Raw genomic sequence first — 22,791 nt, forward strand, 5'->3', positions numbered from 1 at the left:
TTTCTTAAAAAATCGTCTACAAACTGCTCTTTTTTCTGATAAAAGTAGTATCTTTGCACCGTAATTGCATTTTAACTATAAGACGACAATGAAAATAACAATTATCGGAGCAGGTGCTATGGGCGGTGCCATGGCTGAAGGACTCTTGCAGAGCGAAAAGTTCACTCCATCAGATATTACGGTATCTGACCATAACCAACCAGTATTGGATCACTTCGCAAGCGAAGGAGCCAGCGTAACTCTCGACAACCAGTTGGCTTGCCACGGCGCAGACATCGTATGCGTGGTAGTAAAGCCATGGTGCGTGGAGAAGACATTGAAGGGTATCAAGGATGCACTCAACTACAAGAATCAGAAACTCGTAGTGGTAGCAGCCGGTGTGCCATCAGCCAACATCAAGGAGTGGCTGGATAAGGATGGTATTACCCCAACCTTCTTCCTCGTGATGCCAAACATCGCCATCGCCTATAAGCAGTCGATGACCTTCATCACTCCTGTAGATGCATCTGCTACAGAAATCCAGCAGATTACAGAAATCTTCGATGAATTGGGCGAAAGCCTCATCATGGAAGAACGTCTCTTCCCAGCAGCTACCGCTATGTCGTGTGCCATCGCTTACGCCATGCGCTATGTAAGAGCCAATGTAGAAGGCGGCGTAGAGATGGGCTTCAAGGCAAAGGATGCCCAGAAGATTGTCTTGCAGACCATCAAGGGTGCCGTAGAACTGCTTCAGGAAACAGGCGAACACCCAGAGGCTGCCATTGATAAAGTAACAACTCCTGGCGGCTGCACCATCAAGGGCTTGAATACCATGGAACAAGGCGGCTTTACCAGCGCAGTGATCAATGGTTTATTGGCAGGAAAAAAATAAGAAAATGATACAATGAATGCTGCACAGATTACTTTATTTGTGCAGCATTTTCGTTTTTATAAGCACAAAGAGTTATAAAAACGAAAGTTTTTTGAGCCGTTTTAAATATTTTTCGTATCTTTGCGCTTACATTTCGAAATTGCCCATCAGCAACTGTTCGATGTATTATCAAGCAAACAATAAAAAGAATATTTTATGGACGAAGCAATCAAACAAATCGGTGAAAGGCTGAAAGGTCTCCGCGAGGTTCTCAATATTCCTGCCGAGGAAATTGCAGAACTGTGCGAAATCAGTCTTGATCATTACCTCAAGATAGAATCCGGTGAGGCGGATCCTTCTGTTTATCGCCTGTCAAAAATCTCTAAGCGATACGGCATCGACCTCGACGTATTGCTCTTCGGAGAGGAACCTCGCATGAAAGGATACTACGTTACCCGCAAGGGACAGGGACCGGAGATAGACCGCAACAACCAGTATAAATACCAGAGCCTTGCCGTAGGATTCAAGGATAGAAAGGTGAATCCGTTCATGGTACAGGTAGATCCGTTGCCAGGCGACAATAAGCCGAACAAGAACGGACACGACGGACAGGAATATGATTATGTGATTGAGGGACAGCTCGAAGTAACCATCGAAGAAAAGGTGATGGTGCTGAATCCAGGCGACAGCATCTACTTCGACAGTAGAAAGTCGCATTGCTTCCGCTCACTCAACAATGAGCCAGCCAAGTTCCTTTGTATAATTATCTAGAAGAGTAACTATGATCGAGAGATTTCTAAAACAGACAAAATTCACTTCAGAGCAAGACTTCAAGGAGCATCTGGAGTTTATCATACCAGAAGATTTCAACTTTGCCTACGACGTGATGGACGAATGGGCAAAGATTAAACCAGACCACGTGGCACTGCTTTGGGCAAGTGAACGTGGAGAAGAAATCCGTTTCACATACAAGGACCTGAAGGAGCAGAGCGACAAGGCTGCTGCTTACTTCCAGAGTCTCGGCATCGGTCACGATGATAAGGTGATGCTGATTCTGAAGCGTCACTATCAGTGGTGGCTCGCCATGCTCGGTCTCCACAAGTTGGGTGCCGTAGCCATCCCTGCTACCCACATGCTTACCAAGCACGACATCATTTACCGCAACAATGCAGCAAGCGTGAAGGCTATCATCTGCTGCGGCGATGATTACGTGGTAGAGCAGGTTAATCAGGCTATGCCAGAAAGTCCTACTGTCAAGACTTTAATCAGTATCGGTCCGGATATCCCAGAAGGTTTCCACGACTGGATGAAGGAATGGAACGAATGTGCTCCTTTTGTTCGCCCAGAACATGTAAACTCTAATGAGGATACCCTGCTGATGTACTTCACATCGGGAACCACTGGCGAGCCAAAGATGGTGGCACACGATCACCTCTATGCGCTCGGTCATCTGACCACAGGTGTATATTGGCATAATCTCCACGAGAACTCCATCCATCTTACCGTAGCCGATACCGGTTGGGGCAAGGCTGTATGGGGCAAGCTCTACGGACAATGGTTTGCCGGAGCCACCGTCTTCGTCTTCGATCACGAGAAGTTTACGGCGGATAAGATCATGCGCCAGATTGAGAAGTACCATATCACCTCTTTCTGTGCCCCTCCTACTATCTACCGCTTCATGATTCAGGAAGATTTCTCCAAGTATGACCTCAGCAGTCTTGAATACTGCACCACTGCGGGCGAGGCTATGAACCCATCCGTGGCAGAGACCTTCCAGAGACTTACTGGTGTTCAGATTTACGAGGGCTTCGGACAGACTGAGACCACCATGACTTTGGGAACCTTCCCTTGGATCAAGCCAAAGCCAGGAAGCATGGGCAAGCCAAATCCACAATATGATGTTCACATCCTCCGTCCAGACATGACAGAATGCGAGGATGGTGAAAAGGGCGAGATTTGCATCCGCATCGGCGACGACAAGCCTATCGGCCTCTTCAAATATTACTATCGTGATGAGAAGCAGACCAAATCGGTTTGGCATGATGGTTTCTATCATACAGGCGATATGGCCTGGCGTGATGAGGAAGGCTACTTCTGGTTTGAGGGAAGAATAGACGATGTTATCAAGAGCTCGGGTTACCGTATCGGTCCTTTCGAGGTAGAGAATGCCCTGATGACTCATCCTGCCGTAGTAGAGTGCGCCATCACCGGTGTGCCAGACCCAATCCGCGGTATGGTAGTCAAGGCAACCGTCGTACTGAAGGATGAATACAAGAGTATGGCAGGTCCAGACCTCATCAAGAAGCTGCAGGATCATGTGAAGCACGAGACTGCTCCTTATAAATATCCTCGCATCATCGAATTCGTAGATGAACTGCCAAAGACCATCTCGGGCAAGATTCGAAGAGTAGAGATTCGAGAAAAAGACAATAAAAAGAAATAATGATTGAAGGGGGCAAGGAATTTGAAGCAACAGATTCCTTGCTCCAAATAAATATCGGCATAAAATGGGAAAAAGAATCGTAGTAAAAGTGGGCAGCAACGTGTTGACCCGAGAAGACGGAAAACTGGATGTAACGAGAATGTCGGCGATTGTTGATCAGATTGTCTGGCTCAGAAAGCACGACTATGAGGTGATTCTGGTATCTTCTGGAGCCGTGGCTGCCGGAAGAGCCGAACTGCATGTTGACCATCATTTGGACAGCGTGGAGCAACGCCAGCTGTTCTCTGCCATCGGACAGGTGAAACTCGTTGGTCTCTATTACAACCTTTTCCGTGAATACAATATAAAGATTGGTCAGGTATTGACCATGAAGGAGAATTTCGGTGCCGAGGAGCAGTACAAGAACCAGGAGGCCTGCATGCAGGTGATGCTGGAAAACAACGTGCTCCCTATCGTCAACGAGAACGATACCGTGTGCATCACCGAGCTGATGTTTACGGATAACGATGAGTTGTCTGGCTTGATTGCCAAGATGATGAATGCCGACACCTTGATTCTATTAAGTAATGTGGATGGCATCTACAATGGCGACCCAAGCGAGCCTACCACCCGCATCATCCCATCGGTTTATTACGACCGCGACATCAGCGAGTACATCCTTGCCAGCAAGAGTAGTCACGGCAGAGGCGGCATGACATCGAAAGTAAAGACCGCTCACGACGTAGCCAATGCCGGCATCAAGGTAATCATCGCCAACGGCAATACGCCAAACATCCTCATCAATCTGAAGGAGCATCCGATGGAGACCCTTCATACTGAGTTTGTGGCAAGACCGCTAAACAAGTAAAATCATTAGGGATAAGAAATACAGAAACCTAAAAAAGCAGCAAGCCTATTTATAGACTTTGCTGCTTTTCGTTTTTATTATGAATAGTTGATACGTTATTCCAATACCAATACGTGGCTCGTTCCATCGGTCTGGCTGAATACATTCAAACCGACCTTCATCAGATAGTCACCGCTATACTGCTTGCCATTGCACTCCAAATCAGATTCCTTGCCAGGCATCAGATTGGTCTCCTTTACGGTATAAACCTTATCGGCATCCAATCCCTGCATCTTCACATTCATCACAGGCTCCTTGTAGCGTGGATGCAAGTCGTATGCAAAGAGAACGGCACGCTGCTTGTCCTTACTTACATAGTTAATGGCACAGTGGTTGCCTTCGTAAGGAGAAACCAGGCGATACTGGTCGCCCTCAAGAATCATCGGCTTCATGCTATCGTAGTTCTTAACAGCATTCTGCACAAACTTGTAGTCATCACCAGAAAGCGACTTGAGGTCGATATCAAAGCCCAACTTACATGAACTGCAAACATCGGTGCGGAACTTCACACTGGTATTCTTGTTCCAATTGGTTACATGCGAACCCATGGTCTTGGCTGGGAAGAACTTTGACAGGCTCCACTGGATGTAGAGGCGCTCGTATGGATCCGTATCGTCTGAACACCAGAACTCAGTGAAATACTTAAGCATCTCGTAATCCATTCTGCCGCCACCACCTGAGCAAAGCATCATCGGCAACTTAGGATACTTGTTATGAATACGGGTAAGCACCTTGTAGATACCACGCACATGATCGATATAGAAATTACCCTGATTCTCTTTATGATATGGAGAATAGATGTTGGTAATCACACTGTTGCAATCCCACTTGAAGTAAGCCACATCAGGATTCTCCGTCATGATGCGATCCACGATGCCGAACACATAATCCTGTACCTTAGGATTACTGATATCAAGCACCAGCTGGTTGCGGTAATAATAGGTATCACGCTTTGGCTGCATGATGACCCAGTCGGGATGCTTCTCAAAGAGTTCACTCTTAGGATTCACCATCTCAGGCTCAATCCAAATACCAAACTTTACACCAGCCTTCTTGGCATCTCTTACCAATCCAGGTATTCCATCAGGCAGCTTGCTCTTGGTAGTCTCCCAGTCGCCGAGACCTGCATGGTCGTCCTTGCGAGGATACTTGTTGGCAAACCAACCATCATCAAGCAAGAACATATCTACACCCAGGTCCTTGGCATCCTTCATCAACTCAGCAAGACTCTGCTGGTTGAAGTCGAAGCCGGTATTCTCCCAGTTGTTCAAGAGCGTAAGGCGATCTTCCATACCCATGTTTACCTGATACTGACGAGCCCAATTGTGCAAATTACGGGAAGCCTCACCGATACCATTATCGCTCATGGCAAAGATAAACTCAGGGGTAGTGAACGTCTCACCAGCCTTCAGTTTATAATTAGAGGCGTATGGATTGATGGCAGGAATAACACGAAGAGCTCCCACGTTATCTACCTCGAAGGTAAAGCGGAAGTTGCCAGGCCATCCGATGGTTCCAAGCATCACCTTGCCCTCATTCTCCTTGGCAGGCTCATCAAATCCCAGTTCAAAGAAAGGCTCCTCCTGCATGGCTGCACGGGTACCCAACTTGGTATCAACAATTTTCTTACCGGCAGTCAACTGGCAAGTCTCAGGCTGGCCTTCCTTAGCCCAGTCGCTATGATAATTGGTAACGAAATACTTGTTTGCCTTGAAATAAAGCATTGTTGAGCTATATCTCCAAAGTGTAACCGGAGCTTTCTCCTTATGAGAGATTTCGCTCCACGCCTTGATGATGTTCTCCTTAGGATAAGCTGCATAGTGGAGCTTCACGGTCAGCGGATACACCTTGTCCTTAAGCGTGATGATGGTCTCAACACCTCCACTGATAGCCTTTTCTTCAGAAGACTGATAATACAAATAGGTAGTCATATTACCATCTGCATGGGTCACTGCCACTGCCGGCTCGAAGAAATCTTCAGCACCAGAGGTTGCATAAACCTCATGACCTCGCTGGCAGACGGAACCATCAGAAGCCGCATATACATCCCACTTCAGATGATTGTAATCTGAAGGATTCTTCAACTTGTCACCTAGATACACTTGGTAGAGGCGACCCTTAGGAGAAACCTGCATCACGAGGTCGGTCTTGTCGGTTGACACTCGGATGGTCTTTTGAGCAGATGCCATGATAGATGTCATGCACATCGCTGCGATAATCATAAATACCTTTTTCATCGTTCTTTGGTTTTTATGTTCCATAGAAAATGTACGGATTCTTAAGTTCATAATCTTACAGTTGTTTATTCTTAGTTTTACATGATTTCACTTGCCACCGAATGCGATTCGATTGCGGTTGCAAAGTTAAGGAGATTTTTCAGACATTGGCATCATGTGTAGGTTATGAGTAGATAAATATTAGGTTTGTTAAGTCTATAACCTTCTAATAATCAAGCTATCAAAGATATTAATACTTTTTAATAGAGTAGATGGTAAAAAGAGAAATAAATGTAGTATCTTTGCAGAAAAATACAATTATAAGGCACTCTAATAGCCTATAAGATAGTAACAATAACAATTAAATAGTTATGAAAGTAGTATTGTGGTTCTTAATGATGTTTATGCCATTAATGGCAAATGCTTCTTCCGTAAACGAGGAACAGCTGTTCCATCGTTTAGACAGTTTCATCGCTCAGCGAAGCAAGTTTACCCAAAGAAAAGAAGCGAAACTGCTAAGACTCAAAAAGCAACTACACATGACTTCCGACAAGCGCAGCCAGCTTAGTCTCTATAACCAAATCTACAGGGAGTATTATACCTACCGTTACGACTCTGCCATGACATACGCCAAGAAGGGCTACCAGCTGGCAGCACAACTTCAGGATGATTATTTCATCAACCTGAATAAAATCAATCGTGCGGCAGTGCTGTCAACAGGCGGTTTCTACAGCCAGGCAGAAGACTTAATGCTTGCAATGGATGTGGAGAAAATGTCACCTAAGTTATTGCAATACTATTATTATACCTTGACTTGGGTATATAACTACTGGGAAACTTTCTGCAACAAGTCGGAGTTTCAAGAAGGATTAGAAGCCAAGAAACGTTTTTATTTAGGCAAGACTCTTGAGCATATCGGCAACAAGGAATCCGCTCTTTATTACTATCTGTCAGGAGAGGTTGAATATCTTAAGCAGCGTACAAGCAAAAAAACACTTCAGTTCTACATGAAGGCACTTTCTGCCAGTCCCCTGAACAGCCGTGTGTATGCCTCATCGGCTTATTGCATAGCCCGCTATTATTATGATACCGACCAAAAGGATTTATACGAAAAGTATATTGTAGAAGCAGCCATCTCAGACCAGATATGTCCCCTGAAGGAGAATCTGGCCCTTCAGGAGTTTTCCACCTATCTATATAATAAGGATGCCTCCTATGCAAAGAGGGCTTCCAAATACATCTATTGCTCCATGGAGGATGCCCAATTCTACAACAACCGTCTCCGCATGGTAGAGATTTCCCGCATACTTCCCCTTATCACAGAAACGAACCATCAGGCAGAAGTACGCAAGAACCGCATCGTAACAGCATCCCTCGTCATCGTGAGTATCCTGTCGCTAGGATTCCTTGCCATGGCTTTCTTTGCATTCAAGATGAACAAGCATCTAGCCAAGAGCCGTAGGGAGATAAAAAGCCAAAATACACTCTTGGACGAACTGAACCAGAAGCTGCTCAACACCAATAAGCGAAGAGAGACCTATATGCATTTATTTATGGACATCAGTGCCGTATATATCAAGAAACTGGATGATTATCGCAAATTGGTAAGCCGCAAAATCAAGGCAAAGCAAACTGCCGATCTTCTGACTGCCATCAACAGCTACAAGCTGGCAGAAGAAGAGGCAGCCAACTTCTATATTCGCTTCGACAAGGCATTCATTGACTTGTATCCGAATTTCGTGGAAGAGTTCAACCAACTGCTATTGCCAGAAAAACAGATTGTTCTCCCTGCCCCTAACAGTCTCACCAAGGAACTGCGTATCTATGCACTGATGCGACTGGGAATTACGGATGGTCAGGAACTGGCCACCCTCCTGTTCTATTCTACGCAAACCATCTATAATTACAAGGCAGCCATCAGAAAGCGAGCCAAAGACCTCACCACTTTTGATGCAGCCATCAACCGACTATGCAATGTGATAGGCTAATAAATGGCAGAAAGTTGAGGAACAGCCCCAACTTTCTACTATATTCTTTTGTACATGCAAGAAATAATCGTACTGCTTAAACTAGCCAGAGAATGTGGTTGCTTTAGTAAGAGAATGTGGTTGCTTTAGTAAGAGAATGTGGTTGCTTTAGTAAGAGAATATGGTTGCTTAAGCTTACGGACACTGAATCTCGGGTTAACGGAGATAGTTTCTTGAGTTAGCGGAGACAGTTTCTTGGGTAAGAGAATACTGCTTCTCTGAGTTTGCCACTAGGCTCAGCAGCTCTGCTGAGCCTAGTCAGCAGGTCTGCCGACTGCAGTCAGCACATCTGCTGACTATAGTGACAACACCTATAAACGTACGAATACAATTCTCTTGTGATACAACATCATCAACAATATATAAGAGAATAAGGAACGTTCTTCATAGAACTATCTTTTGACATTTAAAGATAAGCAAGAGGGCAGTGCAGACAAACTTAAAAAGAACAGAAGCAAGGCAAAAAGAAAATTTTTCCTTTAAATTTCTGGGTTTTATTTTGCTATTTCAAGAATTATCCTTATCTTTGCAGTTGGAATCGAATCACACTATTGTGAGGACTTCCATATTTTTGATGGTTAAATTAGCGTTTGCTATTCGGTCATGCAAATTGGAACGTAGGAAATTTCAAAAAGAGCATTAGAAACGACAGATAGTGAACGTCCGCTATATCGTGGGCGTTACTTGTTGTTCTAATCAGCTTTTCCTACGGCTGCAATTTGGACAAGTTTCGTCCACGTGTTTGTATCCGTAGATTATGTAGAACGATGGCTTCGCAATCTATCCAGTCAACTAATTTAATAACATTAAAAGCTTAGCTATCGGCATAACGGGCAAATTTTATGAAAAAGATACATTTTTCTCTTTTGGCGATTCTTTTCGCCTTGTTTGCAATGGTGTCTTTCACTGCTTGTTCTTCAGATGACGAAGACACGCCTTCCACAGAAGATGTCCAGACATACATCATTGGAATGTGGCAACCTACACATGTAACAGGCTATGACTGGGATGAAAATGACAAGCCTGCTAAAGTAGATAAGGACATAGACATTGATGATGCTATCTCTTTCGAATTCAAGCAAGGTGGCACTTTCAATGAGTATTTTTGGACTGGAAACAAATGGAAAATAGATTGTTCCGGAGAAGCCTATACTATCTCAGGCAACAAATTAACTACATACGAAGAAGATGGCATCAACGTTTTAGATGTGTATACCATACAGAGTATTAATTCGACAACTATGGTTTTAAAATACAATCTGGATGGCAACGCCTCATATCCTAGTACTATCACATTCAAGAAGATTAAATAATCAAAAGATAGCATCCTAAATGGCAGAAAGTTGAGTATGTACCTCAACTTTCTGCCATTTTCTTTTGCATATTCAAGAAATAGTTGTACCTTTGCCATGACATAAAAGTTGTAACACTAAAGATGTAATGGCGTATGAAACTAAATAACAGGAAATTAGCAAATCCTTTCATCTACCAAGGTTATGAAAGTCCCGAGTATTTCTGCGACAGAGAGGCTGAAACAAAGACTTTGATATCGCACCTGAAGAATGGAAGGAACGTTACCCTCATTTCTCCTCGAAGAATAGGAAAAACAGGGCTTATAAAGAATACATTCTATCATCTGGATAAAGAAGAGAAGGATACAGCATGCCTATACCTTGACATATTCGCCACTAAGAACTTGCACGACTTTGTGGAACAATTTGGCGTAATGGTTATCAATGACATCGTCCGCAAGAACTCCTCATTCATAGAGAAAACCATCGCCTTCTTTAGTGCCTTGCGCCCTGTACTCAGCATGGATCCATTAACTGGTGAACCTAGCGTATCTATCACAATAGAGCCATCCCAAGAGGACATCACTATCCGCAGCATCTTCAACTATCTAAACGAGAGTGGGAAAGAGGTATATATCGCCATCGATGAGTTTCAGCAGATTGCAGAATATCCAGAGAAAGGCACAGAAGCATTGCTACGTTCTTATATCCAGTTTGCCCAACATGTGCATTTCATCTTCTCCGGCAGCAAGCATCATCTGATGGCTGAGATATTCGGCTCTCCGAAACATCCATTTTACCAAAGCACTGAGATGATGGGACTGAAGCCATTGGATTGCAGCATTTATTATGACTTCTGTCAAAACTTCTTTAAGCAGAAAGGCGGTAATCTATCGAAGGATGTTTTCGAACAAATCTACCACCAGTTTAATGGCCATACCTGGTATATTCAATGCATCATGAATCGCCTCTATGAAACGGAGCTTACCATTTACTGTATTGAGCAAGTGAATGCCGCCTTACTCTCCATCCTACAAGGCAGGGAACCTCAATTCGAAAACCTGGTTCAGTTCTTCACAGAGAACCAGTTCTCGCTTCTGAAGGCTATTGCCAAGGATAGCATTGTTGCCCAGCCTACCTCAGGCAAGTTCATCAAGGAGCACAAGCTGAATGGAGCAAGCAGCGTAAAGGCTGCCCTAAAAGTCCTAGAAGACAAGGAATTGGTATATAGGACAAATAAAGGCTATATCATCTACGACAGATTCATGGATTTGTGGTTAAAGAGAATATAAACAAAAAAATGTGCTTTAAACGTGCGGAATGTGTCTAAAAAAGACAGATTCCGCACGTTTAAAGCACATTTCTCTCCTAGAAAGCCCTACATCTTACAATGATTATGACCATGGGGTTATCCGACAATCCTTATGCCTGGGATGTTCAGTCGGCAGTAACAATGGACGACTTGTTTGTTCTTTGGTAAGCAAAAGGTTGTATCATAAATGAGAGGGTGTGCCATTAGTCTATGACACACCCTCGAAACTTCCTCCAAGAATTTAAAATTAATAGTTGAAATATACTTTCCCATAAAGAGCTGTGAGAGCAAACCATTCAAAATTATCTACTATAAATTGTCCATCACCTAATGATACTTTTTGAGCTCTAACCGTGCCATTATTCATCCAGCGTCTAGCACCAGAATGATATTCTGCTACTACATAAGGACCTTCATACTGACCTATTCTAGCACATACACGTATCTTGACTCTCACAAATCTTCCATCTTGGGCTTTCACATACCCACCAACCACACTCGTTTGAGATCTTGGTGGAGTTGGAGCACCAAAGCCATAAGATTGAATTGAAGGTACCGATGGAACAGAAGGCACATTAGGAACCAATGGACGTCCTGTATTAGCATCCAAAGGTACATACTCAAAAGCCTGAGCACTCATGCCTAACGAAAACACAGCGAACAAAGTCGCCAATAACACTTTTTTCATAATTTTATTGTTTAACAATTAACTTAATGCACAAATTAATAAATGGATATTACTTCTTCATCAAATCATACAGAAAATATTTATCATCATCATAACGATGCAACATTATAGCAACTATGCCAAAATTCGGCAAATTTGTAAACGTAATCCAATACAGATTTTTTTCAGAATCATAAGCTTCTACGACACCATCCTGATTGATATTAGTCAACCATAATTTGAGAATCGCCCCATCCGTATTAAACGTATAAATCCCCTTTTTATAATCAGGAGGATTAGTATAAGTTATTACGGTCTTCAACTTTATCAATTCACTAAAGTCGCCATTCCCTATTGCAATGCTAACATAATTACTATTCCAAGTAATCGCTTTAGCAAATAAGCTCGCCATTCCTAATAGCATAGATAACAACAATTTCTTCATATCTTTAATTATTATGTTCATAACCGACAATCAATTTACCTATAAAACTTTGTCACCAGTTTTTCCTTTACATAGCCCTCTGAAGTCTTTTTACCATTTCGCCCCACATCATTCATATAATAGGACCCTTCTATATTTTCCTATCTTGCATGCACTATAGAATTGCGCAAATGGCGACAAAAATCGACAATCAGAACTGAATTCTTAGTAAAACTCAATGTATACTTCCCATCAAGTTTCACTTTGTCAATATCATCAGTCTTTGAATACTTCAACTTCTTCTGGAGTTCATCACAAAAGAAACTATAAGCAGAAAGATTATACCCTTTAAAATCTGAGCACTTTTTCATTTGACTTATCTCCTTTAATAGATGAAGACAAACTTTGCTAGAATATTCAATTCACTTTTCAATCCATTATATACCATTAGCATCCTCATATGCCATTAGCTCCTTTTGGCTTCAAAAAGTTTATTATCACATAAACACAAAAACGTGGAGCCAGTCTGTCGCCCGTTCCACGTGTTGAGGCCTTCGCATTGCCCTATTAGTCGAAACGAGCAACGCTGAAAGCCCCACGCAAAAGTGAATATATAGTACACCATATCACGCCATGCACTTTAGCACACAGCGACAATTAGGATATATATAATACACCCCAGGGGCGTCCTCGTTACTTTGTTTTTGACTAATAGTTTGAAGTTGCGAAGTTCCAACACGTCAAACACAAAGCGTTCAGTACGCCTTTATGTATATGTATCAATCCCTTAGCCTCCACCCTTAGGGCTTCCAGCTTGGATATGACACCGCAAAAATAAGAAATAATATCGAAACCTCCAAACTTTTATCGAAAAAAGTGAAGAGAAAGATTGCTTTTTTCAAAAGAAAGCACTATCTTTGCACCATAATTATATAAAAACAAGGAATATGGGAGCAGTATATGTAATACAAGGAATATTGATTTACATTTACGCCTTTGACCATAATCCACCGCACATTCATGTACGAAGTGGAGAAGGTACTTTTACGATTACTATCAAAGACAGAATCGTAGAAGGACGTGCTAAATCAAAGACAATTCGTCTGATTAATGACTTCATCGACGAACATGAAGATGAAATCATGGAGCTTTGGGGTAAAGCCCAAAGAGGAGAAACAATAAAGAAAGTACAACGATAAAAACAAAAGACTATGATTTTAACGATTAAAGATGTAGACTACTTAGGAGATTATACTCTTCTTTGTACTTTTAATGACGGAGTAAAGAAAAAGGTTGACTTAACCTCGCTCTTAAAATACCCAGCATTCAGCGAGTTGAAAGACAAAAACAAGTTCATTCAATTCGGATTAGACCAAACAATATTTTGGGCTAATGGTGCCGATATTGCGCCAGAATATCTCTATGAGCATGGAGTAACAGCAGACAACTAAACAACATGAAATCGGACAACGTATAGTGGAACAGAGCGGAGCATCACGTGCTGAATATGAAAAGCATGTGATAGAGGTCGCTTAGGCCGCTCTTACAGAGGAATTCGGGAATGGATCTCATATACGAACATTGCCAACTACAAAAGATTCCATCTGACGTTCAACGACTTACAAATTCTTCAGACAGTGTCTGAGGAATTCAACAATCCAATTCAACAGGCACTGCCTGCTGAATTATCTCCGCACTTTCAAAAAGGGCAGACACCGCCTGCCCAATTCTAACTACGCCTTCTTCCTTGGTCTCATTACGAGCGTCTTATACGAGTAGAAGACAAGAAGGCACGTGAATGGTATGCAAAGGAGGCACCATTACAAAAAGGTCAGGCGCTGCCTGACCTTTTTAAATCTCATTTTCCGTATAACTATCCATTTATCTATTAAACTATCACTTTTTCTTGCATAAAGTTTGCAATTTCCGATATTTATGCTTACCTTTGCCGTTGTTAAGAGGGAACTCGTAACACATTACAAAATATCTTATCATAAAAATAAGAAAGGAAATAACGAATGGAACTGAAAGAAACTTTCCAACAGGTGAAGAAGGCTAGCAAGACTCTGGGCTTGCTGACCGATGAACAACGTAACGAAGTGCTAAAGGCGGTGGCAGATACCATCATCGCAGAGACTCCTGCGCTTCTCAAAGCGAATGCAGAAGACTTGGCGAAGATGGACAAGGCGAACCCGCTCTACGACCGATTGCAACTCACAGAGCAGCGACTCCAGGATATTGCTTCGGATATGAGACACGTCAGTACCCTGCCCTCACCGCTCGGAAGAGTTCTCAAAGACAAAACACTCGATAACGGTTTGCATCTGCAGCGAGTAGCCGTTCCATTCGGAGTTATCGGTATGATTTACGAGGCTCGTCCTAATGTGACTTACGATGTTTTCTCCCTCTGTTTCAAGAGTGGAAATGCGTGTGTACTGAAAGGAGGAAAGGACGCAAACGCCTCAAACTCAGCGGGTGTCGAACTTATCCACAGGGTGTTGATAACTTTTGGTATTGATCCGAATGTTGTTACACTGCTCCCTGCAACCCATGAAGCTACCGGCGAAATGCTGAATGCCGTGGGCTATATTGACCTCTGCATTCCCCGTGGAGGAAAGAAGCTCATCAACTTCGTCCGTGATACTGCCAAAGTGCCGATTATCGAAACCGGAGCCGGCGTGGTACATTGTTACTTCGACAAGGATGGCGACCTGGAGATGGGCAAGCGCATCATCACCAATGCCAAGTGCCGAAGAGTGAGCGTATGCAATGCGCTCGACTGTCTGCTGATTCACGAAAACAGATTAATCGACCTCCCTGCCCTCTGTGAAGGACTCACCGAGAAGCAAACCAAGATTCATGCAGATGCCAAGGCTTACGAAGCTTTAAAGGGACACTATCCTGACACCTTATTATATAAGGCAGAGGAAAGCGAAGCGAAGATGAAAGAGGCTGATGCCAACGTGAAGAGCATCTGGAACACCGAATGGCTCAGCATGCAGATGGGCATCAAGACCGTAGCTTCGGAAGATGAGGCGCTCGACCATATCGCCAACTACGGAAGCGGACACAGCGAGAGCATCGTTTCCAATGATGAAGCTGCCCAGAAGAAATTCCAGGCGATGGTAGATGCAGCCTGCGTTTATGTAAACGCTCCTACCAGTTTTACCGATGGAGCACAGTTCGGATTGGGCGCAGAGATTGGCATCAGTACCCAAAAGCTCGGAGCACGCGGACCAATGGCACTCGAAGAGATTACCACCTACAAGTGGTTGATTACTGGTCAGGGACAGACAAGAGCCTAACAAGACCCGCTCCGTACCTGCTCCGTACCCTCTCCGTACCAAGTCTTAGTTTCTGCCATGTTTGCATGCAAACTTTGCAAACATCAAGATTCAAGAAGAAAGATTCAAGAGCAATATATATTAGAAATAACAAACAAAAAACGAAATAACAATGAAGACATTCTTTAATGTTGAAGACCTTGGCGACCTGAAAGCAGCGCTCGCCGAGGCACAGGAAGTGAAAGCAAACCGTTTCGGTTATCAGGAGTTGGGCAAGAACAAAACCTTGCTGATGATATTCTTCAATAACAGTCTCCGTACCCGACTGAGTACACAGAAGGCTGCGATGAACCTGGGCATGAATGTTATCGTGCTCGATGTGAATGCCGGTGCATGGAAACTGGAGACAGAGCGTGGCGTTATCATGGATGGCGACAAGAGCGAGCACCTGCTTGAGGCAATCCCTGTGATGGGTAGCTTCTGCGACCTTATCGGTGTTCGTAGCTTTGCCGGTTTGAAAGACCGAGAATATGATTATGCCGAAACCATCGTCAACCAGTTCGTGAAGTACAGCGGCCGCCCAGTCTTCGCTATGGAGACAGCTACCGTTCACCCTCTCCAGGCATTCGCCGACCTCATCACCATTGAGGAGCATAAGAAGGTGGCTCGTCCTAAGGTAGTCCTGACCTGGGCTCCTCATTGCCGTGCCTTGCCTCAGGCTGTACCTAACTCATTCGCCCAGTGGATGAATGCAGCCGATGTAGATTTCGTGGTTACTCACCCTGAGGGCTACGAACTCGATCCTAAGTTCGTAGGCAATGCCAAGGTAGAGTACGACCAGAAGAAGGCGCTGGAAGGTGCAGACTTCGTTTATGCCAAGAACTGGAGCTGTCCGGGCGTGAAAGACCCAGCACAATATGGCGAGATATTGAGCAAGGATATGAGCTGGACCATCGACGAGGAGCACATGAGCTGGACCAACGATGGTTGCTTTATGCACTGCCTGCCAGTTCGCCGTGGCTTGATTGTAACCGATGATGTCATCGAAAGCAAGAACAGTCTGGTGATTCCAGAGGCAGCCAACCGTGAGATTTCAGCCGAGGTTGTCATCAAGCGCATGCTCGAATCACTCTAAAGCAGGATATAAGAAAGAGATTGAGGGTGTGTCATAAGTTCATGACACACCCTCTTTTTCGTTCTACTCCACATCATCCTATCCCCATTTCTCGGTATTTTCATCTTTTCATCCTGTCTATATTCTTATATCTCAGATATTATCCGTACCTTTGCATCTCGAAAAAAAGACAAGAACAAGATGGACAAATACATAATACTATCACCAGAAGCCAAGGGGACGTTCAATGACCGTCTCAATTTTCTGTATCTGAAACTAGGTAACTATCTCGATACAGAGAAACTGGAAAAACGTACTTTGCAATATTGTAAAGTATTCCTCAGCGACGCCCAGAACCAGACTCAGGATTTAGAAGAGTCACTCCTTTATCAGGAGTATCTGAAAGGCACAAACCTCACTATCGTGGAACAGACTCCACTGAATGGCAGCAAGGTGAGTCTGCTGATCAAGACTACTGATGACGCTACCCCTATCTTATTCCATAGTCTTCGCCTCACAGAGGAAGAAGCGAAGGGAAAGGATTCATACGAACAGACCCGAATGCTATTCGACAAATACCAGCAACTTATCGCCGGTACAGATATGACGATGGAGCGCAACCTGGTAAGAACATGGATATACGTAACTCATATCGATGTAAACTATCAGGGAGTAGTAGAAGCGCGCAATGATGTTTTCGACCAGCAAGGTCTGACGGCAGAAACCCATTATATAGCCAGTACGGGCATCGGCGGAGCAACATCCGTACGTCATGCATCTGTAGCTATCGACTTTCTGACCGTTCCCGGTATCAGGGAAGAAGACAAGCAATATCTCCAGGCACTCAACCATCTGAATCCTACTCACGAATACGGAGTAGCCTTTGAACGGGGAACCAGCCTTTCCCTACCCCAGAAAAAACAATATTTCATATCAGGAACAGCCAGCATAGATAAAGATGGAGCAATTGTATACGAAGGCGATATTATAAGACAAACCGGCAGATTGCTAGAGAACATCGGTGCATTATTGAAGGATGGCGATGCGATGATGAACGATATCCAATACTTTATCATCTACCTGCGCGACATCTCTGATTACCATACCGTAGAGCAACTGATGAATCAGTTTTACCCTCAGATACCACATATCATAGTAGAGGCAAGAGTATGCAGACCGGGCTGGCTGATAGAAATGGAATGCATTGCAGAAAAACAAGAACAGAAATAAATGCTGATAAATGCAGAAATTTACTTTCAAAGAGTAAGTTTCTGCATTTTTTATGATTCATTCTAATATATTTTTACTACCTTTGCAGATATAAAAACATATAAATCGACAAAAATGAGTGAACAGCAAACAAGCCAGTCTAGTTTTGGCATATATTCGTTATATGCATTGGGAGCCATCGCATGCTTTGTGTTCTTCCAATTCTTCTATCCCTACCATCTGTTTTATCAGGAGCAGAACCAACTGTTTCTGTCTTCATGGGATTACCTGAAATCCTATCTGGACAAACCGGGATGGCTGGCCTGTCTGGCTGGCGATTTCCTGACCCAGTTTTATTATTTCCGCTATGCCGGTCCTATCATCCTTACCCTCTGTATTCTTCTTACGGGACATAATGTAAAATGCGCAGTAAGAGATGCAGACATCCAAGGGAAAAAGACGGCACATATCGTAGCCTTCATCATGATGATCCTATTGGTATGTTTCAGTTTTCACTACGACTACCGGCTTTGCAGCATTCTGGCAATAGCAGGTGGTGCCAGTGTGTTCCGTGTCAGCACCAAGCTGCTCACTTCCACCCGAATGTTTCTCAAGAAGATAGAGAAGATGGACGACAATCCTTCTGCCGCAGCAGGTTTGGGAACAGCGCATTGGGTTACCGCCTTCAGCATCATTGTTTCCGTATTCGTATGCCACTGGTTCTTTGGAAATGGAGTATGGATCTACGGAGCGCTGGTATTTACAGGATGTCTTTCCCACATCAAGAAAGTGGGAACCTACTATCGCCTGGCTGCCCTCGTGATTCCTTTCTTCCTGCTGATGCTGTCCAAGCGACTCTACTTCTGCGACTTCCAAACCCTTTATACCTATCCGGGTATCGGAAAACTGGTAAAACCGCAAATGGATCTGGAGAAAACATTCGCGGTAGACTGTGAATATTACTTCGGTAATTATAATAAGGTTATCAACATCGTAGAAAAGACGGAAAATCCAGACCAATACATGAAGTTCTACTATAACCTCGTGATGGCGCAAAACGGATATCTTCCAGACAACTTGCTGAGATTCCAGAACAACAACCTGGGTACATTCGATAAACTGGGACCAGACACCCCAACCCTCACCATCAAGACCCTGAACGAACTGTATTGGGTTCTGGGTGACATGACTTTCTGCGAACGTGCCACAATGCTTGCCAATGTCTGCTCTCCGAACAACCGGAATATCAGAATGGTAAAGCGACTTGCCGAAATCAATCTGGTAAAGGGCGACTACGCAGCAACCCGCAAATATCTCCGTATCCTGCAAAAGACCTTCGTATGGAGCAGATGGGCAAACCGTGCCTTCTCCTCACTTGGCAGAAAAGCAACTGCCGATGAAAAAGCTCTCCTGCAGCAATACATCGAAAAGCGTCCGTTCATCAACCGGAAGGATACGCTACGACTGAACGAGAATTGCCACACTATCATGTGCGAACTGGCAGAAAGTAATCCAAACAACAAAATCGCCATCGACTACATGCTCTGCAGCGATCTCCTCCTGAAAGACATGAAAACCTTCAAGCGGGATTATGATACTTATTGTCTCAAACTGAAAAATGGTTCCTACGAACGCCTGTACCAGGAGGCTCTCATGATTTATCTGGCAGGAACCAAGGCTAAGCCGGAAGAATGGGCCAAATATATCAAGCGTCAAGATATTCTGCAGCGTTTCCATCAGTATAATGAAGAACGGGGCAACCAGGCATTCAGCGATACCTACTGGTATTACTTCGACAAGGCAGAGGTGCCTAAGTTGAACATCAACTGAGGAAATAATTGACGCTAACTGTTTATTAAAGAAGAAAAATGAAATACAAGAATATCCTATACAGTGCCATGACGGGCATACTGTTGCTCGCCTCATGTGCCCAGACTCACGAGAATGCTGAGCAGGTAGACCATCTGCCCAACATGTACCCCGATTATACCGATGTAACGATTCCGGTCAATATCGCTCCTCTCAACTTCGAGATACGCGACAAGAACCTTACCAACATCGAAACCACACTCACGATTGAGGGAGCAGATGCCAACGATGCTGCCAACACTCTTACTGCCACCAGCAACAGCCAGAATCTGAAATTTGATATGGACGACTGGAAGGCTTTCCTGCAAAAGGCTGTGGGCAAGAATATCAAAGTTCAGATATATTCAAAGAGCAATGAGGGAGAATGGACGGCGTTCAGACCCTTCACCTGGCAGGTAGTGGGCGACAGTCTGGATGCTTATCTCACCTACCGACTGATAGAACCCGATTACGAAGTATGGAACAAGATACAGATTAAGCAACGCTGCATAGAGAATTGGCAGGAGAAGATTCTCGCCGACCACAATCTGCAGGAAAACCGCTGTATGAACTGTCATGCTTTTGGTAACCAGGATTCCAACCTCAGTATGGTATATATAAGAGGTGAAGGCGGAGGAGCCATTCTTAACCGCAATGGCAAGCTGCGCAAGCTGAACCTGAAGAACGCCAACATGATTTCTTCAAGTGTATATTACTGTTTCAGTCCATCGGGCAAATACGTCACCTTCTCTACCAACATCATCATTCCAGCCTTTCATGCCAACGCCGACAAGCGACTGGAAGTATATGATTCGAAGAGCGATGTATATGTAGCCGATCTAGACAACAACCGCATCATCTCCTCACCGCTTACCTCCGACAGTACACATCTGGAGACATTTCCTACTTTCTCACCGGACGGGAAATACGTTTATTACTGCGCAGCCGACAGGAAGGGACTTGAAAGTACGAATCTGAAGGGATTGAAATATTCGCTAGTGCGCATCCCATTCGATGAAAAGACCGGGAGTTTCGGAACCAATATAGATACTCTTTACAGGGAGCGTTCTGTCTGCCATCCTAAGATAAGTCCTGACGGCAGATACTGTCTCTTTACGGTAGCCGATTACGGCACCTTCCCTATCTGGCATCCCGAGGCTGACCTCTATATGATGGACTTGCAGACAGGAAAAGTGGATAGCCTCAGCATGGTAAACAGCGAGAAGAGCGATACCTACCACAGTTGGTCGCATACCGGCAGATGGTTTGTCTTTGCCAGCAAACGTGACGACGGACTTTACGGCAAGCCTTACTTCTGCTATGTAGACCGCCAGGGCAAGGCTCACAAGCCTTTTGTTCTTCCACAGAGGGAACCAACCTTCTACGATGATTGCCTGAAGAGTTTCAACATACCGGAGTTGAGCCGCGGTCCCGTTCCATTCGATGCCATCGATATAGAGAATGTGATGAAGCAAGAAGCTGAAAAGTTCAAATAAGAAAAAACAAAAAACGCTCCTGTTACCATATTGCAACAGGAGCGTTTTCTATACATATACATTTGAACTCTTCACTCTTCACCTTATGCCCTGAAACGCCCATAAACAGGGCGTTTCAAAGGGTGAAGAGTTATCGGCGACTCTTCACCCACTCTTCACCACTCTTCACCTAGGCACGAGGCATCGAGGCGTAAGAAGATACGCAAATCCGCCGAAACAGAGAGGTGAAGAGTGGTGAAGAGTAGGTGAAGAGTGCCCGAATACTCTTCACCGCCTGGAATGCCGATAAACACAGGGGATTCCGAGCGAAAGGTGAAGAGTGAAGAGTATTTCTTCGTAAGCTTCGCATAAAAACGAAACAAAGGCATTGGGGAAGGCTGTTCTAGGCGAACAGTCCACTAGCGGCTATAGCGCCAGTAGGCTGTCTGTGGTTTGCCAGTTAACTGTCTGTCGTAAACAGCTTATGAATTACCAATTAGGAGTCTGATTAAAACAGGCTGATAATAACAGTTTCCAACATCATCAAACAGAAAAAGTATTACCTTGCCGCTATTGAGCAGCAAGGTAATTACGTACTGGATTGGCATACATCTCGAGAATTCTCTCTCTCAAGTAAGCTTCATCCTTATTTGGAAGGTCAATTTTCGCAAGCTGACCAGCCATATATTTTTCAAATTTTGCCTTATCTTCGGCAGTATATTCTGCCTGATGAGCTGTTGAGTTTTCAAGCAAATCAAGAGCCACATAGTTGCCAGGATAGAGGCGGTAGTTCTTGAATATCTGCTCATCCATGTAGGCGGCTACCTTATTATATATATCCTGCTTAGGCATATCAGGATCAAGACTGTCCAGATAATCATCAAGACATGGAGCTGCATGATAATGCACATGACCCTTATAACCGAAGATACCGGTCTGCATGCTTACCAGATCATCCATTGGTCCCTTCTTCCAATCGGCATTATCGCGCTTCTGCTGGAACTCCTTTGCCTTCAGGAAATCGCATGGATCATATTCGTAACTGATAGAGAGCGGTACAAGATGAAGCTGTTTCAGGCGGTCGATAATGCTACCCTCACCGCCCATCGACATCATCTGCAGAATACTCTTCTGGGTGCGGTCATTACTGTCCTTGGCCCTACCCTCGCGCTGGGCTATCCAGATGTTCTCGTTCTTCTCCTTGATGGCGAAATGCATATAGTCAGAAAGACGCTTGCTCGACATCAGCATCTGTCGCATGCTCAGGGCACGCTCTACGATAAACGCCTTGTTGACACGTACCAGGTCCTTGACCCAAGGAAGAGAAAGGAGATTATCACCGATGGCAATCTCACAGGTGGTCTTAAACCCGTTATCGATAAGAAGGACATCGAGGATGGCTGAATCGAGCACGATATCACGGTGATTACTGATGAAAGTATAATTACGGGTATTATCGAGCGATGTGCAATCCATCTCGCAGCCTGTTGCTGCCTTTTTCAGAATGCCATGAACAAAATCGTAAGCAAAAGCCAACTGGAAATCCAGATTGGTCTTACATGCCTTCAACTTCTGGGCAATCATCTCGAAAGGTACTTGTGGATAGAGATAGGCAAGCACTTGTTTAAACTGATCGTTAGAAAGCAAACGGTCGAATACCTCTGGGAGATCTTCAGGCTCCCAAGGACGGATGGTATCAAATTCTTGAGGGATATTCATAATATATACCTATTAATATATATAT

General features: G+C 44.1%; 17 protein-coding genes and 1 pseudogene. 14 read left to right on the plus strand and 4 right to left on the minus strand.

Annotated elements, in window-relative coordinates:
• Positions 1–88: 88 nt before the first annotated feature.
• From F7D47_RS01085 to proB, 4 genes and pseudogenes are all read left to right on the plus strand, one after another.
• Positions 89–871 carry a pyrroline-5-carboxylate reductase family protein gene (locus F7D47_RS01085; RefSeq protein ID WP_118139350.1) on the plus strand — a complete coding sequence of 261 codons (783 nt, stop codon included), beginning with the start codon at positions 89–91 and terminating at the stop codon, positions 869–871.
• A gap of 195 nt (positions 872–1,066) precedes the next feature.
• Positions 1,067–1,621 carry a helix-turn-helix domain-containing protein gene (locus F7D47_RS01090; protein ID WP_153085342.1) on the plus strand — a complete coding sequence of 185 codons (555 nt, stop codon included), beginning with the start codon at positions 1,067–1,069 and terminating at the stop codon, positions 1,619–1,621.
• A gap of 10 nt (positions 1,622–1,631) precedes the next feature.
• The gene (locus F7D47_RS01095; protein ID WP_153085341.1) at positions 1,632–3,293 is read left to right on the plus strand and encodes an AMP-binding protein; all 1,662 of its coding nucleotides are present in this window, start codon (positions 1,632–1,634) and stop codon (positions 3,291–3,293) included.
• A 64-nt stretch (positions 3,294–3,357) separates the two neighbouring features.
• A pseudogene (gene proB, locus F7D47_RS01100) lies at positions 3,358–4,128 on the plus strand (glutamate 5-kinase); the annotation flags it as partial.
• 107 nt (positions 4,129–4,235) lie between these two features.
• Here the strand turns inward: proB and F7D47_RS01105 are convergent.
• Complete coding sequence (locus F7D47_RS01105; RefSeq protein WP_153085340.1) at positions 4,236–6,416, minus strand: alpha-galactosidase; 2,181 nt, start codon at positions 6,414–6,416, stop codon at positions 4,236–4,238.
• 350 nt (positions 6,417–6,766) lie between these two features.
• On the opposite strand from F7D47_RS01105, the gene F7D47_RS01110 reads away from it, so the two are divergent.
• From F7D47_RS01110 to F7D47_RS01120, 3 genes are all read left to right on the plus strand, one after another.
• Entirely contained in the window at positions 6,767–8,383 is a 1,617-nt protein-coding gene (locus F7D47_RS01110; RefSeq protein ID WP_153085339.1) for a DUF6377 domain-containing protein, read from the plus strand.
• A gap of 881 nt (positions 8,384–9,264) precedes the next feature.
• A complete protein-coding gene (locus F7D47_RS01115; protein WP_153085338.1) occupies positions 9,265–9,735 on the plus strand; it encodes a lipocalin family protein in 471 nt (156 codons plus the stop codon).
• 134 nt (positions 9,736–9,869) lie between these two features.
• Positions 9,870–11,006 carry an AAA family ATPase gene (locus F7D47_RS01120; protein WP_153085337.1) on the plus strand — a complete coding sequence of 379 codons (1,137 nt, stop codon included), beginning with the start codon at positions 9,870–9,872 and terminating at the stop codon, positions 11,004–11,006.
• Between the two features lie 267 nt (positions 11,007–11,273).
• Here F7D47_RS01120 and F7D47_RS01125 read toward each other — a convergent pair whose 3' ends face one another.
• Positions 11,274–11,714 (minus strand): hypothetical protein, encoded by a 441-nt coding sequence (locus tag F7D47_RS01125; protein ID WP_153085336.1) that lies wholly within the window; start codon positions 11,712–11,714, stop codon positions 11,274–11,276.
• A gap of 49 nt (positions 11,715–11,763) precedes the next feature.
• The gene (locus F7D47_RS01130; protein WP_153085335.1) at positions 11,764–12,138 is read right to left on the minus strand and encodes a hypothetical protein; all 375 of its coding nucleotides are present in this window, start codon (positions 12,136–12,138) and stop codon (positions 11,764–11,766) included.
• Positions 12,139–13,064: 926 nt separating this feature from the next.
• On the opposite strand from F7D47_RS01130, the gene F7D47_RS01135 reads away from it, so the two are divergent.
• The 7 genes from F7D47_RS01135 to F7D47_RS01165 all read left to right on the plus strand — a co-directional run bounded on the left by F7D47_RS01135 (position 13,065) and on the right by F7D47_RS01165 (position 21,068).
• Positions 13,065–13,316 (plus strand): DUF4160 domain-containing protein, encoded by a 252-nt coding sequence (locus F7D47_RS01135; protein WP_153085334.1) that lies wholly within the window; start codon positions 13,065–13,067, stop codon positions 13,314–13,316.
• A 12-nt stretch (positions 13,317–13,328) separates the two neighbouring features.
• Positions 13,329–13,568: a DUF2442 domain-containing protein gene (locus F7D47_RS01140; RefSeq protein ID WP_153085333.1), complete on the plus strand. Its 240-nt coding sequence runs from the start codon at positions 13,329–13,331 to the stop codon at positions 13,566–13,568.
• Positions 13,569–14,135: 567 nt separating this feature from the next.
• A complete protein-coding gene (locus F7D47_RS01145; RefSeq protein WP_153085332.1) occupies positions 14,136–15,422 on the plus strand; it encodes a glutamate-5-semialdehyde dehydrogenase in 1,287 nt (428 codons plus the stop codon).
• A 151-nt stretch (positions 15,423–15,573) separates the two neighbouring features.
• The gene (locus tag F7D47_RS01150; protein WP_022121112.1) at positions 15,574–16,536 is read left to right on the plus strand and encodes an ornithine carbamoyltransferase; all 963 of its coding nucleotides are present in this window, start codon (positions 15,574–15,576) and stop codon (positions 16,534–16,536) included.
• Positions 16,537–16,716: 180 nt separating this feature from the next.
• Positions 16,717–17,745 (plus strand): Rid family hydrolase, encoded by a 1,029-nt coding sequence (locus F7D47_RS01155; RefSeq protein WP_153085331.1) that lies wholly within the window; start codon positions 16,717–16,719, stop codon positions 17,743–17,745.
• Positions 17,746–17,859: 114 nt separating this feature from the next.
• Entirely contained in the window at positions 17,860–19,554 is a 1,695-nt protein-coding gene (locus tag F7D47_RS01160; RefSeq protein WP_153085330.1) for a DUF6057 family protein, read from the plus strand.
• A gap of 38 nt (positions 19,555–19,592) precedes the next feature.
• The gene (locus F7D47_RS01165) at positions 19,593–21,068 is read left to right on the plus strand and encodes a TolB family protein (protein ID WP_153085329.1); all 1,476 of its coding nucleotides are present in this window, start codon (positions 19,593–19,595) and stop codon (positions 21,066–21,068) included.
• 549 nt (positions 21,069–21,617) lie between these two features.
• On the opposite strand, the gene F7D47_RS01170 is transcribed toward F7D47_RS01165, so the two are convergent.
• Positions 21,618–22,766 carry a 1-acyl-sn-glycerol-3-phosphate acyltransferase gene (locus F7D47_RS01170; RefSeq protein WP_117694657.1) on the minus strand — a complete coding sequence of 383 codons (1,149 nt, stop codon included), beginning with the start codon at positions 22,764–22,766 and terminating at the stop codon, positions 21,618–21,620.
• Between the last annotated feature and the right edge of the window lie 25 nt (positions 22,767–22,791).

This window comes from Segatella copri (assembly GCF_009494835.1).
Lineage (GTDB): Bacteria > Bacteroidota > Bacteroidia > Bacteroidales > Bacteroidaceae > Prevotella > Prevotella copri_F.